Source organism: Flavonifractor sp. AGMB03687 (assembly GCF_017811815.1).
Lineage (GTDB): Bacteria > Bacillota > Clostridia > Oscillospirales > Oscillospiraceae > Flavonifractor.
In genome coordinates, this window is the sequence record NZ_JADKZI010000007.1 from 94,024 (window position 1) to 107,718 (window position 13,695).

General features: G+C 56.5%; 18 protein-coding genes and 2 tRNA genes. 14 read left to right on the plus strand and 6 right to left on the minus strand.

Annotated elements, in window-relative coordinates:
* The 3 genes from J9789_RS13690 to prfB are packed head-to-tail and all read right to left on the minus strand — an operon-like array spanning position 1 to position 3,815.
* Positions 1–1,536: an O-antigen ligase family protein gene (locus J9789_RS13690; protein WP_209346273.1), complete on the minus strand. Its 1,536-nt coding sequence runs from the start codon at positions 1,534–1,536 to the stop codon at positions 1–3.
* A 22-nt stretch (positions 1,537–1,558) separates the two neighbouring features.
* On the minus strand, positions 1,559–2,665 hold the full coding sequence (locus J9789_RS13695; RefSeq protein ID WP_209346274.1) for a glycosyltransferase family 4 protein: 1,107 nt from the start codon (positions 2,663–2,665) through the stop codon (positions 1,559–1,561).
* Positions 2,666–2,693: 28 nt separating this feature from the next.
* A complete protein-coding gene (gene prfB / locus J9789_RS13700; RefSeq protein ID WP_209346275.1) occupies positions 2,694–3,815 on the minus strand; it encodes a peptide chain release factor 2 in 1,122 nt (373 codons plus the stop codon).
* Between the two features lie 392 nt (positions 3,816–4,207).
* On the opposite strand from prfB, the gene J9789_RS13705 reads away from it, so the two are divergent.
* Both J9789_RS13705 and J9789_RS13710 read left to right on the plus strand, forming a co-directional pair.
* Positions 4,208–4,294 (plus strand) — tRNA-Leu (locus tag J9789_RS13705).
* Positions 4,295–4,297: 3 nt separating this feature from the next.
* Positions 4,298–4,374 (plus strand) — tRNA-Met (locus tag J9789_RS13710).
* A 111-nt stretch (positions 4,375–4,485) separates the two neighbouring features.
* Here the strand turns inward: J9789_RS13710 and J9789_RS13715 are convergent.
* A complete protein-coding gene (locus tag J9789_RS13715) occupies positions 4,486–5,673 on the minus strand; it encodes a tyrosine-type recombinase/integrase (RefSeq protein WP_209346276.1) in 1,188 nt (395 codons plus the stop codon).
* A complete protein-coding gene (locus J9789_RS13720) occupies positions 5,666–6,244 on the minus strand; it encodes a helix-turn-helix transcriptional regulator (protein ID WP_209346277.1) in 579 nt (192 codons plus the stop codon). Before J9789_RS13720 ends, J9789_RS13715 begins: the two co-directional genes overlap by 8 nt.
* 116 nt (positions 6,245–6,360) lie before the next feature.
* Here J9789_RS13720 and J9789_RS13725 point away from each other — a divergent pair, with 116 nt between their 5' ends.
* The 11 genes from J9789_RS13725 to J9789_RS13775 all read left to right on the plus strand — a co-directional run bounded on the left by J9789_RS13725 (position 6,361) and on the right by J9789_RS13775 (position 12,484).
* Complete coding sequence (locus J9789_RS13725) at positions 6,361–6,558, plus strand: hypothetical protein (protein WP_209346278.1); 198 nt, start codon at positions 6,361–6,363, stop codon at positions 6,556–6,558.
* Complete coding sequence (locus J9789_RS13730) at positions 6,555–6,959, plus strand: hypothetical protein (protein WP_209346279.1); 405 nt, start codon at positions 6,555–6,557, stop codon at positions 6,957–6,959. Before J9789_RS13725 ends, J9789_RS13730 begins: the two co-directional genes overlap by 4 nt.
* Positions 6,952–7,143 carry a hypothetical protein gene (locus tag J9789_RS13735; RefSeq protein WP_209346280.1) on the plus strand — a complete coding sequence of 64 codons (192 nt, stop codon included), beginning with the start codon at positions 6,952–6,954 and terminating at the stop codon, positions 7,141–7,143. The genes J9789_RS13730 and J9789_RS13735 overlap by 8 nt, the downstream gene beginning before the upstream one ends.
* 16 nt (positions 7,144–7,159) lie before the next feature.
* Entirely contained in the window at positions 7,160–7,525 is a 366-nt protein-coding gene (locus J9789_RS13740; RefSeq protein ID WP_209346281.1) for a hypothetical protein, read from the plus strand.
* A 229-nt stretch (positions 7,526–7,754) separates the two neighbouring features.
* Positions 7,755–8,360 carry a hypothetical protein gene (locus J9789_RS13745; protein WP_209346282.1) on the plus strand — a complete coding sequence of 202 codons (606 nt, stop codon included), beginning with the start codon at positions 7,755–7,757 and terminating at the stop codon, positions 8,358–8,360.
* On the plus strand, positions 8,353–8,898 hold the full coding sequence (locus J9789_RS13750; RefSeq protein WP_209346283.1) for a hypothetical protein: 546 nt from the start codon (positions 8,353–8,355) through the stop codon (positions 8,896–8,898). Before J9789_RS13745 ends, J9789_RS13750 begins: the two co-directional genes overlap by 8 nt.
* Positions 8,899–8,993: 95 nt before the next feature.
* A complete protein-coding gene (locus J9789_RS13755) occupies positions 8,994–9,593 on the plus strand; it encodes a sigma-70 family RNA polymerase sigma factor (protein ID WP_209346284.1) in 600 nt (199 codons plus the stop codon).
* An 80-nt stretch (positions 9,594–9,673) separates the two neighbouring features.
* Positions 9,674–9,997, plus strand: a complete 324-nt coding sequence (locus tag J9789_RS13760; RefSeq protein WP_209346285.1) for a hypothetical protein — start codon at positions 9,674–9,676, stop codon at positions 9,995–9,997.
* Positions 9,994–10,269 (plus strand): hypothetical protein, encoded by a 276-nt coding sequence (locus J9789_RS13765; protein WP_209346286.1) that lies wholly within the window; start codon positions 9,994–9,996, stop codon positions 10,267–10,269. The genes J9789_RS13760 and J9789_RS13765 overlap by 4 nt, the downstream gene beginning before the upstream one ends.
* A gap of 11 nt (positions 10,270–10,280) precedes the next feature.
* The gene (locus tag J9789_RS13770) at positions 10,281–10,568 is read left to right on the plus strand and encodes a hypothetical protein (protein ID WP_209346287.1); all 288 of its coding nucleotides are present in this window, start codon (positions 10,281–10,283) and stop codon (positions 10,566–10,568) included.
* 287 nt (positions 10,569–10,855) lie between these two features.
* Positions 10,856–12,484: a tape measure protein gene (locus tag J9789_RS13775; protein ID WP_209346288.1), complete on the plus strand. Its 1,629-nt coding sequence runs from the start codon at positions 10,856–10,858 to the stop codon at positions 12,482–12,484.
* A 126-nt stretch (positions 12,485–12,610) separates the two neighbouring features.
* Here J9789_RS13775 and J9789_RS13780 read toward each other — a convergent pair whose 3' ends face one another.
* Entirely contained in the window at positions 12,611–12,829 is a 219-nt protein-coding gene (locus J9789_RS13780; RefSeq protein ID WP_209346289.1) for a hypothetical protein, read from the minus strand.
* Between the two features lie 436 nt (positions 12,830–13,265).
* Here J9789_RS13780 and J9789_RS13785 point away from each other — a divergent pair, with 436 nt between their 5' ends.
* Positions 13,266–13,535: a hypothetical protein gene (locus tag J9789_RS13785; RefSeq protein WP_209346290.1), complete on the plus strand. Its 270-nt coding sequence runs from the start codon at positions 13,266–13,268 to the stop codon at positions 13,533–13,535.
* Positions 13,536–13,695 lie beyond the last annotated feature (160 nt).

Here is a 13,695-nt window from a genome sequence, read left to right on the forward strand (position 1 = left end):
TTAAGCCTTGTTCTTCTGCTCCTGCCGGACCAGCTTGACGCAGGCGGCAATGACGCCGAAGAGGAACCAATAGGTGAACATATTGCGGGGATAGAACCAGGTGTACTCGGCCACACTGACCACCAGGATGCCGCAGAAGGCACCCAGCCCAGCGGCCAGCATCCGCTTGGTGCGCTTGTCCAGCGCGGCCCGGAAAGCCTTGACGCCGCTCTTCAGCTGGTAGAGCAGCACAGCCAGGAAGGCGATGATACCCCAAATGCCGGTCTCCGCCCACATCTGCAGATAGTTGTTGTGGGTGTGGATGGGATAGGTGCCGTCAAAGTTGGTGGGATAGGTCTGGAAGACCTCCTTCATCACGTCGGTACCCAGGCCCACACCCTTGACCCAGTGATCCCGCATCAGATTGCTGGTGGTGCTGTAGATCTCAAAGCGGTACTGGGTGGAGCTGTCCTGGGTGTTGGTGATGGTAAGGATCCGGTTATAGATGGTCTCCGGCAGGAAGGGGATAGCCACCACACCAGCCAGAATGAACAGAGGCACCCAGCGCCAGTCCATCAGGGCCAGGAAGACCACCACCGCCAGAGCCAGACCGATCCAGCAGGACCGGCCGTAAGTCAGGCCGATGGCCACCACGCCCACGCACAGGGCGATCAGAGAGAGGATCTTGCCCCGCCAGCGGGAGTTGAGGAAGAGGGCCATATCCAGCGGCAGCAGCATGACCAGCTGCTCGGCGAAGTTGTTGGGGTTATCAAAGAAGGAATAGACCCGGCCGGGCATACCGGCGTTGACGGTCATATCCTGCTGGGAGGCCACCACCTCCACGCCTACATACCCCTGGTAGCAGCCGTAGAGGGCGGCAATGGAGACGCCCAGCACCGCCAAGGCCACCATCAGCTGCAGCTGCTCGTACTTGCGCACAGTGCTTACCACCAGCAGCACCAGCAGGAAAGCGGTGAGATGGAAGGCGAAGAAGCGCATGGACAGGCGGGTGGAAATGGACCCCGCCAGGGCAATGCAGATAAAGGCCATGTAGATGGTCATGTAGGGGCCCAGGGTGTCCAGCTCCAGCCGGTCCTTGGCGCGGGAGGCACTGCCGATGATAAACAGGCCGGTGACGGCTATCACGCCCAGCAGGCCATAGGTGTTGTTCCACATCTCGTGGGGGGCCACCAGCATGACCAGCATAAACAGGCCCAGGAAGAAGAACCCGGCCCCGCCCACGGCCCCCAGGAAGCGGCAGAACAGACTGCCGTCCCATATCGGGCGGCCGATCTTGTAGATCCACTTACAAATGGCACACGGGATGTTGATAATACCGGTAAACAGCTGACAGGACAAGCTGTTGGGCCAGGCCTTGGGTACCGTGCCCTCCCGCCAGACAAAGCGGAAGATGGCGCTGCCCCGGAGCTGTCTGGTGAACCACCGCTCCAGGCCCGCACACGCCCGGCCCGGCAGGCTGCTCGCCCAGGCATGCCGGATCCCCAGCCAGAAGGCCAGGAAGAACCGGACAAAAAGACTGTTCGTTGCGATAGACATATAGCTTTTTTACTCCTTGGAATCAGTCGTGAAGCGCTTTTTCATAGACGCCATAGGTCACTTTTGCCATCTTGTGGACCTCGAACTTCTCCTCGATGGTCCGCAGGGCGTTGACCCGACACTGCTCGGTAAAGGCGGGGTCCTCCAAAAACCGCTTCATGGCCCCCGCCATGGAGTCGGGATCGTCATAGGTCACCAGCAGGCCGCATCCGGCCTCCTCGTTGACAATGTCGGAGTTGCCCCCCATATCGGTGGCGATCACCGGCAGGCCGGCGGCCATGGCCTCAATAATGAGGAAGGACAGCGCCTCGTGCTGAGAGGAATTGACGTACAGATCAGAGCCCTTGTACAGATTCTTGATGTCCTTGCGGAAGCCGATGAATTTCACCTGCTCCTCCAGCCCCAGTTCCTTCACCTGGGCCTTGGAGGGCTCCAGCAGAGGTCCGTCGCCCGCCAGCACCAGAGTAAAGGGCTTGTCCGTCAGCTGGGTCAGCCGCTTCACCGAGTCGATCAGGTACTTGTGGCCCTTGTCGTCGGCAAAGCGGGAGGCGCACAGCATGACAAACTGGTTCTCGGGCAGTCCCAGCTCAGACCGCAGGGTAGACTGGGAGCGGTCACCCGCCCAGGCCTCCAGATCCACAGCGTTGAAAATGACCTGGATCCGGTCGGCACTCCAGCCGTTGGCAATGAGCTGCTCCTTGCCCTTGTTGCATACGGCGATCATCTGATCCTGCCGCTTGTCCATCCAGCGGTTGGACAGACGGGTAACAAAGTCATTGGCCATCACGAAGTGGTTGGTGTACACCACCCGGATCTTCTTGTTGTACTTCTTGGCCAGCAGGGCGGTGTAATGCTCCCGCAGATAGTGGCAGTGGATCAGGTCAATGTCCCACTCCCGGCACAGCTCGGCCACCGCCTTGGCGGCCTGCTTATCAAACCGGCGGCGCATGGTGATCTGGCGGCAGGGAACCCCCATGGCCTCCAGCCGCTCCACCAGCAGCCCGCCCTCGTTGTAGGCAAAGAAGGGCTGTACCAGCCCGTCAGCGGAGAGGTATTTGACCAGAGTCTCCACATACCGCTCGGTCCCCGCCTTGCCCGCGTAGTTCAGCAGATAAAGCACCTTAAGCATGGCAATTATCTCCTTTTATTTTGGCGGATTACTTCTCCGCCCAGTTGCCGGTGGCCTCCGCTTTCAGATAGGCGTTGATGAAGCCGTCCAGATCGCCGTCCATCACGCCGTTGACGTTGCTGGTCTCATAGCCGGTGCGGTTGTCCTTCACCAGCTGGTAGGGCATGAACACGTAAGACCGGATCTGACTGCCCCACTCGATCTTCAGCTGCACGCCCTTGATGTCGGAGATCTTCTCCGCATGCTGCTGCATCTTCAGCTCCACCAGCTTGGCCCGCAGCATCCGCAGACAGGTGTCCTTGTTCTGGAACTGGCTGCGCTCGGTCTGGCAGGAGACCACGATGCCGGTGGCATGGTGAATCAGACGGACGGCAGAGGAGGTCTTGTTGATGTGCTGACCGCCGGCGCCGGAGGAACGGAAGACCTGCATCTCGTAGTCCTCGGGCCGGATCTCCACATCGGCGTCCTCAGGCAGGTCGGGCATGACCTCGATGGCGGCAAAGGAGGTCTGCCGACGGGCGTTGGCGTCAAAGGGAGACACACGCACCAGACGGTGCACGCCGTGCTCGCTGCGCAGGTGGCCGTAGGCGTTCTCACCCTCGATGAGGATGGTGGCGCTCTTCAGGCCGGCCTCGTCGCCGTCCAGATAGTCCAGGGTCTTACAGGTGAAGCCGTGGCGCTCCGCCCAGCGGGTGTACATCCGGAAGAGCATCTGGGCCCAGTCCTGGGCCTCCGTGCCGCCGGCACCTGCGTGGAAGGTAAGGATGGCGTTGGAGTTGTCGTACTCGCCGGTGAAGAGGGTGGACAGCTTGGCTTCCTCCATGTCGGCCTGCAGCTTGGCAAAGCCCTCCTCCAGCTCGGGCACCAGACTCTCGTCCTCCATCTCGTTGCCCAGCTCGCACAGAGTCATCAGGTCCTCCCACTGGCTCTGGCGCTTCTCCTGGCCCTCGATCTTGTCACGCAGGTTCTTCACCCGCTGCTGCACCTTCTGGGCCTTCTCCAGGTTGTCCCAAAAACCGTCGGAGGCGGACTCCGACTCCAGCATCTCGGCCTCCCGCCGGGCGGCCTCCAGCCCAAGGGCCTGCTCCAGCTCTTCCAGCTCCGGCCGCAGGTTGTTGAGCTTTACCTTATATTCATCAAACTGTAACATAGATCCACTCTCATTTCCGTAAAATAGCCCTACTATTATATCCAACCGCGGCAATAATGTAAAGAGAGGGGCACCAAAAAACCGCCCGAAGACGGGCGGTTTTTATGTGAGATCCTGCTTCATCGGTCACTGGCAGACCAGGCCGGATCGCTGCAAAAGATCAGATCATCCACATCTCCGCTGGGGCCGGTGCGCTGAATGGTATCATCATGCGGGTACTGCTTCATAGGGTTCCCTCCTTCCCGGTGATGTACGTATCAGTATATGCCGGGAGCCGGGAGGGATGTGTACGATTCCTGTCGCAGAATTTTTTGAAATTAGGGGTTGACATGTGCTCCATGCTGTGTTATTCTAATTGGGCACTCAAGAAACGCGAGATCGGAGCCCTCCACGCCGGAGTGGCGGAATTGGCAGACGCCCGGGACTTAAAATCCCGTGGGAGTAATCCCGTGCCGGTTCGATCCCGGTCTCCGGCACCATATCGCGGGGTAGAGCAGTTTGGTAGCTCGTCGGGCTCATAACCCGGAGGTCGGAGGTTCAAATCCTCCCCCCGCAACCAGAAAAAAACACCTGATTCTCGTGGAATCAGGTGTTTTTTATTACTTTTCTGCCATTTTCAAAAATGAGGCGTGTCGAGAAATTCAACTTTAATTCAACTCGCCTCTCAAATTCAAGCCTTTTTCAAAAAGATATCTGACAAGATATCCGCATTGCGCTGGTCGGCCTCCTCCATTACATGGGCGTAAATATTGGCCGTGGTGCTGACCTGAGCATGACCCAGCCGTTTGGAAATGCTCACACTGTCCACCCCATTGAAGTACAGCATGGAGGCCATTGTGTGCCGGAATGCATGGGCGTTAATGTGTGGGAGTCCGTGGCGCTTGCTGAACTTTTTGAGATAGTCGGTCACGCTGTCCGGGTGCATGGGCTTGCCGTTGTCCTGGGAGAATACAAAGTCCTGATTCTGGTAGTACTCCCCCAGCCGCAGCCGCTCCCCTGCCTGCCATGCCCGATACCGCCGGAGTAACTGCATTGTCTCAGCGGGCAGGGTGATGTACCGGCGGGACCGTTCTGTTTTGGGCGTACTCTCATAGATGCCGATATCCGGGGAATAAAGGACGCTGTTGCAGATATAGACCCTATTCCCTTCAAAGTCCACCTTGTCCCATTTCAGCCCCAGCACCTCCCCGCGCCGGGCACCGGTGATCAGCAGCAGATGGACAAGCATTTTCCACTTCATGGGCTCCTGTTCCAGTGCGTCCCGGATCGCCGCCACCTGTTCCGGCTGGAAGTAGTTCACTTCCTTGTGTTCGGCTTTCGGCAGTGTGGCGCGGCTGGCGACGTTAAACGGGACAAGGCCCTCTTTCACTGCCTGCTCCAGCACCGTGGAGATCAGCCGGTGATGCTCCAGGATCGTCTTTGCGGACAGCTTGCCGCCCCGCTTGTTCTGTCCATCCTGGCCCAACAGGGTATAGAGATCGTTCAGGTGGTCGGCCCGCAGCTCCCGCAGCTTGATATGCCCTATCTGTGGGTAAATCCGGCCTGTCAGCTCCTTGTATCTCACAACGGTGGAGTGCTTCACCCCCCGTTGCTCTTTCAGACCAATTACATAATCGCAGTAGGCGGCAAACTTCTGGCGGCTGTCAGAGGTCATGCCCTCTTTGCACTCTTTCTCAAAGGTCGCGGCGAAAGCCTCGGCCTTTTTTCTTGCGCTTTTTTCCGTCCATGTGGGCGATACCTCAAAAGTGGCCGTCCAGGGCTTGAGCTGCTTGCCGTCCATCCCCCGGCCACGATGGACGCGGATGGAGTAAGAAACCAGCTTGCCGGCCTTGTCCCGGCGCTCTTGAATGTTAGCCATTGATTACACCTCTTTTAGACAGTATTGGAGGTACAGGGACAATTTCATCTAACATATCTCCCAATACATCGGATACCCCAAATTTTCCTGCACGATACGTATATGAAAGAGTTTCAATTAGTGCTATATCTTCGGAGCTGCCTTGCTCCAGTTCTAACTTTAATTTTTCAATATCCATTGCGTATTTCCTGATTTGAAAAATAAGTTTCTCAAAATACGAACTGCTAATGATGATTGATAAAAGCTGTGGATACATTTCACCTCCGGGACGGTTGCTATTGATAGCTCGAAGAATGTCTATCGCATACTCACTTAGCCCCGTTGTTTCTGACATCTCTTTGTTTCCGATGTTGGTGTAATCCGATATACCAAGCAAATAATCAGTTGATACACCGAATAACTGTGACAGTTCTATCAGGTAGTCAGCGCTTGGATAATTCCCATCTTTTTCCCATGATCTATAAGTTTTCAGGTCGCAGCCTATCTTGTTTTTTACTTGCTCCTGAGTCAGGCCACACTGCTCCCTAAGTTTTTTCAGCCTTTTATCAGGTAGTTTACTCCCCGTTTTCATCGTTGTATCACTCCATAATAGGGTTTAAATAGGGAATTTACTCCCTGTTTGCAATAAAGTATACTACAGTCATGGACGCAACGCAACTACATTTTTTCGTAAAGGAGTGTTTTGTGATGACTGTGGAAGTCCCTCGTTTTATGTCCATCCGTGAAGTTGCAAGAACTGGCCTTTTATCTGAGTACACCTTGCGACTGATGGAAAAGCAAAAGCTGCTCCCTTGTGTATATGCGGGCCGAAAGTGCCTCATCAACTTTGACCGCCTGGTGGAGCAACTGAACGCCCCATCCCAGGAAGGAGGTGGCAAGAATTGAGCAAAAAAAGAAACGCCCGCCGGGATGCTGCAACATCCAAGCGGGCAGAGATGGAGACCAGCCGAGCGGGCAGAGATCCCCACACTGATTCTACCACATGGCACGGACCTGTTTCAAGATTTCTCGCAAAGGGACAGGAAAACGGCCTGCACCTCCGGGAGCTGGTGCGCCTTACTGGGTGGAGCACGCGGGAAGTTCGGCGGCAGATTCACATTGAGCGGCGGCAACATGTTCCAATTTGCAGCGACAGCAAAAGCGGCTATTACCTTCCATCCACACCCCAGGAGCGGGCCGCCTGTGTGCGCTCCATGCGCCACCGGGCGTGTGAGATTCTGGCAGCCGCTCGGGCTATTGAAGGAGATACAGAGATTGAAGGACAGGTGGCGATGTTTGATGTTTGAAGGCCAGCGCTTCACCGTCTTAGCCGTCGACGGCGCGTTTTTGGATGCCGCCGACCCCGGAACCGACGCCCTGCGCTTTGACGGTCTGACCTGGGAGGAGGCCGTCGAGCTGGCCCGCCTTTCCTTTAACCAGGGATATCAGATCGTGGTATGGCGGGCAGAGGAAAGCGCCGACACCACCTAATAAAGGGGGGCGGATAATGCCACGACATAAAGCAGCGCAAAATTGTAAGGTTCAATTTTGGATGTCGGCGCGGCAAGATTGCAAGGAAGGGCGATTCATTCAAGTTGGAAATTCGCTGCTTCTGTCCGAAGCGTTTCAAAAGCTATCTATGGGAGCCCGGAACTTGTATCTGTGCATGGCTATGGAAAGCGGCGGAAAACGCGCCTTTACATTTCCTCAATCAGCAGGAAAAAAGTACGGCTTTCCTCCGCGTTCCATGCGCCGGTACCAGCAAGAGCTATTAGACGCTGGCTTTGTCGAACTGGAGAGCAGCGGACGATTCACGCGAGAAAAGAACGCCTATTTATTCTCCACCCGGTGGAGGCCAGCGCCGGAAGATTAAAACCTATCGGGTGGCTACATGTTGTAGATCTGTGCCAATTTGGCATAGTGCCGATCGGGTCTATTTTCTCACTGGTTATGCCATTTTGGCACAGTGCGTGCCCCAAATCGCAATTACACTGTGCCAATTTGGCATAAGATAGCCGCCCACACTGTGCCAATTTGGCATAGCCAAATAAGACAATCATTCATCCAGAAAAAGAAAATTAAAAACCAGAGGGGAGAAACAAATGATTGACCAAGCTAAAATGAACCAGCTCAAGGAATACGGTGCCGCAGCCGCGCTGGAGCTGCGGGGGGAGATCGCCGCCGCATTGAAAGCCCAGACCGACGAGACATTGCGGGCCGTCAACGGCTACTTTTCAGACCGCAAAGAAAAGGAAAAGGCGCTTTCTGACCGTATCGAAGCACTGAAGGACCAGAAAACAGAACTGGAGGAGCGAGTGGCCAACTACGCCCCCAGGCTGGCAAATGCCACGCTTTCCGGGGACTCCGCCGACCTGGAAAACATCCAGGTGGAACTCACAAACCTGGAGGCCCAAAAGTCCGCGATTGCCGCCCAGATCGGCCTCCTGTCCGGCGTCGCCGTGTCTGGAGATAAAGAGCTGTTCAGCGCAGCCGACGAAATGGCGCGGGCCCTAGATCAGTTCTGGACGGAGACCCTGGCAGACCTCTCCACCCTTGCCATCTTTGCCGACGAGCAATCGAACCTCTGGAGGCAGGTGGCGAACCTCTCGACACTGGGTGGAGACCTTATGCCGCGCAACGCCGTTTTCTCCCGGGTGGAGGCAATGAAAAAAGATTTCCATGAAAAGGAAGGTGTAAACAATGAGTAAACCTATCAGAAGAATGGCATACACGTCCCCCATGCCGTTGCCCAGAATGTGCCTGGTGAATGACCAGGCCCCCCAGCAGCCCCAGAAGCGGGACCCGGAAGTGGAGCGGAAGCTGGCCCGGGTTGTGGCGCTACTGGAAAAGCTGGTAAATGAGGACCGGCCGGCGGCGGCGGATGTCATGGCCGCGAAAAAGGCCCAGCGGCAGGAAAACGCCCGCCGGCTGCGCGAGCGGAACGCGAAAATGGACACTCCCAATGATGACGGGATGACGCCTTTACTGGATGCTATCCGGCGGGCCTGCTTTGAGACAGAATGCGAGAGCAGCGCAGCAGCTTATGCAATGCGGAACCCACACAAGGCTCAGCAGGACGCCCCCGGGGATGACCGGCTGCAATACCCGCACAAACCCCGGCAGCGTGAAGCATGGGAGGACCGGCTGGCCACCAGGGACAGCGGCGCTCGCTTCATGACGGCCTGTGAACAGGCAGAAGCAGCTTATGCCGCCCGGAACCCGCACAAGCGCCGCCGGGAGAGGTAAAAACAGCCCCCGGATTGTATCGCGTGTACAATCCGGGGGCATCCCTACCGTGGTCCATATCGCTCACATTTTACCACGGGAAGGGGCGGTTTTCAATGAGCATTGAAGAATTGGCAAAGTTGATTCAAGCAGGCGAGCAGGACAAAGTACTGGAGCTCTGGCAGCAGGTGCGGCGCTTTGCATACCGGCAGGCCCGCCGGTGGTCTGCTGTCACCGGGGAAGATACTGAGGACCTCTTGCAAACCGCTTTTATAGCCCTCTTGGCCGCCCTGGAGGGCTGGAACCACGAGCGGGGCCAGTTCCTCACCTGGTACGGTTTGCGGCTCAAATCGGAGTTCACAGAGGCCACAGGGCAGCGCACACAACGGGACAGGCTGGACCCGCTGCAAAATTATCTATCCCTTGATACTCAATTGACAGATCAAGAAGGGGGCGTGCTCCTTCTGTCTGACGTTATACCAGACCCGAGAGCGGCGGCGGAAATGGAGGCTGTTGTGGAGCGTGACGCGGCAGCACGCCGGAATGAAGCAATCCGGAAAGCGCTGGACGCCCTCCCAGCAGATCAGCGGCGGGCCGTGGTGCTGCGGTATTGGTATGGAGAGGCAGTGGACAGCAAGGCCCACCAGGCAGCCCTGAAAGCCCTAAGACGGCCCGACGTGTCCCGGGGACTGCGGCAGTACATGACCCCCGTATAAACCCTAAGAAAGCCACAGAAAGCACAAGCGAGGTGATAAAAACGACACCGCGAAAAGAAAAAGCACTGCAGGCGTTTTTGGTGAGCAGAACCCAGGCAGAGGCGGCAAAGGCCGCCGGGATCAGTGAAAACACCTTGCGGGAGTACCTGAAAGACAAGGAGTTTAACGAGCGATACCGGAAAGCCTGCGGCGATTTGCTGCGGGACGCCGCCCAGCAGGCCCGGCAAGGCATTTCCCCGGCGCTGGAGACCCTGCGGGAGATTGCAGAGACCCCAGGAAACCCGCAAGCCAGGATCATGGCCGCCCGCTCTACCCTGGAATACTCATTGCGGCTGACGGAAAGGGTGGACTTCCTGGAACGCCTGGAGGACCTTGAAAAAATGCAGAGGGAGGCCGGACAGTGAATCTTGACCTTTTAAAGCGCCTCCGCCGCTTGGAGGCGGAAGCGGCACAGAGACAGGCAGGAAAGACCGTTTTTCTCCTGGAGGGCGGGGCGCGGTTTTTAACCGAGGATGACCCGATAACCTACCTGCTCCAGCACGGCCCCCAGAGCCCCCGGGGCCGGATCGTGGGGTATGAGCACACGGAGGGGCGGGAGGTGGACCCCATTTCCTGCTCCGTGGATGAGTGTATCAATGAGCTGCTGCTGAAAGGGGGCGATGATGTTTGCGTGTAAGGAAATCCGCCTTGCTGGAGTTCATCCGTTCCCGAGAGTCGGTGACATTCCCCGAGATCGAGAAGTTTTTTCAAGGAAAACGGTACGATTATCAGGGGTGTACGGCTATCAAATTATCCGGGGATATTTTGTGGCATGGCTGGAGCCATAAAGCAGGGGTAAGTTTTTTGGAGCTCTACGAAGCGGGCAAGATAGACCTTGTCAATGATGAAGGTGCTCCCATTCCGCCCCCCCGTCTGCGCTTTGCAGAGGGTCCCCCTGACTATCCGTTTAGACAAGTTTTGATCAAAGCGAGGTGACAATAAAAATGGCGGCAATACATGAAGTTCTTGTCATGGAGGACCAGTTCACGGCCCCCCTGACACGATATCTATCCTTAATCCAAAGGTCCGCCGGCGCATCTGATGATATGCGGGCGTCGCTGCTCAACATCGAGACAGCCACCGCCCGAACAGCTATGGCAGTTGAGGAAATGAGCCAGCAAATGAGTCAGTATGGATCGAGCACTCGGCAGGCGAGAACGCAAACCGATAACCTCATGAACTCCATTAAAAAACTGGTTGGTGCTTACGCTGGTATAAAGGGCGTGCAAACGCTGCTGAACCTGTCCGACACTTACGCCTCCAACACCGCCCGCATCAACATGATGAATGACGGCTTGCAGACTACCGCCGAGCTGCAAGACCAGATTTATTTGGCGGCGCAGCGGTCCCGTGGTTCGTATCAGGCCACCACCAACCTGGTGGCCAAGCTGGGCACCCTGGCGGGCGACGCGTTCAGCAACTCGGCGGAGACCGTAGCCTTTGCCGAGCAGCTTAATAAGCAGATCGCCCTTTCGGGTGCATCCACCCAGGCGGCGGACGCGGCTATGCTTCAGCTGATTCAGGGTCTATCCTCCGGCGCCCTGCGCGGCGAGGAATTGAACTCCATCTTGGAGCAGACCCCCACCATCGCCCAGACAATTGCGGACTATATGGGCGTCACCACGGGCGAAATGCGGGAGCTGGCCAGTGAGGGCGCGGTGACCGCATCCGTGGTCAAAAACGCCCTCCTCTCTTCTGCCGAAGAGACAAACGCTAAATTTGCGGAAATGCCCATGACCTGGGGCCAGGTGTGGACAAGCGCAGTAAATACGATAACCAAAGCAGCCGAACCCCTTTTGTCCGTTATAAACTCGCTGGCCAACCTTATTGGAAACAATATGGACGTTGCAATCGGGGTATTTTACGGGCTTGCTGCCGCTGTCACATTTTACGCAATAGCGCAAAGCATTGCCACCGGCGCCGCACAGACGTTTTTCTCCACTTTGATGAGTCACCCCATCCTTTTGGCCATCGCTGCCGCTATCGGTGTTGTAATTGCGGTAATTTACAAGTGGATTCAGTCCGTGGGCGGCCTGGAAGTGGCCTGGATGACCGCAAAAGACGGTATTTTGTACGCGTTTGACTGGCTGAAGATCGGAGTCATGACGGGTGTTTATATCGTCATGAACTTACTGGATCAGATGTCCTTGAAATTCCAATCGGTCGGCGTGGCCGTGGCCAATTTCATCGGTGATATGAAGGTCAACGTTCTCACCATCCTGCAAAGCATGGTTAACGGCGCCATCGACATCATCAACAGCCTGATTAACACGGTGAACAAGATCCCCGGTGTGGCGTTTGAGACCATCGAGCACGTCACCTTTGCAACGGAAGCATCTGTGCAGAACGAGGCCGCCAAAGCTGCCCGCAATGCTGCCCTCGCTGCTTCTGAGGCTGACGCAGCCGCCCGGGCCGCCGAGAGTGAACAGCTCCTTGCGGACATGCAGACCCAGAGAGAGGCCGACCACGCCAGCCGCCTGGCTGAGATCGAGGCCAAAAAGGCTGAGATTGCCAGTCAGACCGCGGATACCACCGTTTCTTCCACTTCCTACCCCACCTACGACGAACTCCAGCAGCAGACCGATGGAATTGAAGAAGCGAACAGCACTCTTGAGGATATTGAAAAATCCGTGAACATGTCGGATGAGGATATCAAGTCCCTTGTGGACATGGCGGAGCGCCGCTATGTGAACAAGATCAACTTGACCGCTCAGACCCCGGTCATCAACATCAACGGCCAGAACACCGGCAACACCGCCGCAGACCGAAAGGCCCTGGCGGCGGCCATCCAAGAGGTGTTGATGGAACAGATTGCATCTACTTCTGTCCGGTCCACAGCTATGGCGTATTAAAGCGCTGGTAAAACAAAAGCACCCCCGAGAGATCGGGGGTGCTTTGCTGTGCGCCGGAAAGGCAGAAGAAGCGCACGAATAAAAGACTATCTTCAGTATACTATAACCGAGAACAGAACACAAGTTCTATTTCTGGGGCTGGTCAAGGCTCCTGGTCACCTTATCCCGCTTTGCCTGGGTGACCACCGCCCGCTCGATAAACTGCGGGACGGGCTCCCCTGCGGCCTGGGCGGCTTCCTGGGCGGCTTTGAGGGTATCCGGGGATAGCTGGAGCCCTCCACCCTCCCGGGGGTGCTCCTGGGCGCTGTCGGGCTCGCCTATACACTCCAGAACATAGTCCCGCAATACTGCATTGGATGTCTTTCCTTGCCCGGCACAATACGCCTTGAAACTTTCTGCCTGCTCTTTTTTGACGCGGCAAGCTAGGCTCGCTATATTTTCCCGTTGATATTTGGCCGAAGCCCTTTTCTGTGCTTCCGTTGGTGCCAATATATCACCCCCCTTTTCAAAGAAGATTATACCACACATTATATATTTTTAACCATATACAAAACACACAAATATATATGGTTAACATTGTGTATTCTGTCGCTTGATATATGGTTAATCATATAGTACAATAAGACCATGCAAGGGGGCAACACCCCGAGCGGGACCGGCGAAGGTGGACGGGTAACACTAAGAACACCACGCAAGAGCGGAACGGGATATGGTAAGTCACCCCCGGGAGGGTGCACATAAAGCCCACCGCCGCCAGAACATCACGGAGGAGGTACATAGTATGAGCACCAATGAACTGGAGAGGAAGGTCCGGGAGCTGCGCCAGCTGCAATCCCTGATTGAGGAGGCCGAGGCAGAGGCCGAAGCCATCAAAGACGCCATCAAGGCCTATATGGGCGATTCTGAGGAGCTGCGGGCCGGGGAGTATAAGATCACCTGGAGGGCCGTGAAGTCCTCCAGAATCGACACCACGGCCCTCCGCAAGGCCCTTCCCGATGTGGCCCAGGCTTTCACCAGGGAAACTACCGCCCGCCGCTTCTGCGTGGCATGAGAAAAGCCCCTTGTATCAGCACCGACCAAAGCGAGATACAAGAGGCAGCCAATGACCACGGGGGCCTGGTGCATCCAGTGTACCACGGCCCCCTCCAAAAGACAAGGAGGAATTTACATGAACATCAACGAAACCCAAGCGGCTATTGTCCGGCTTCTGG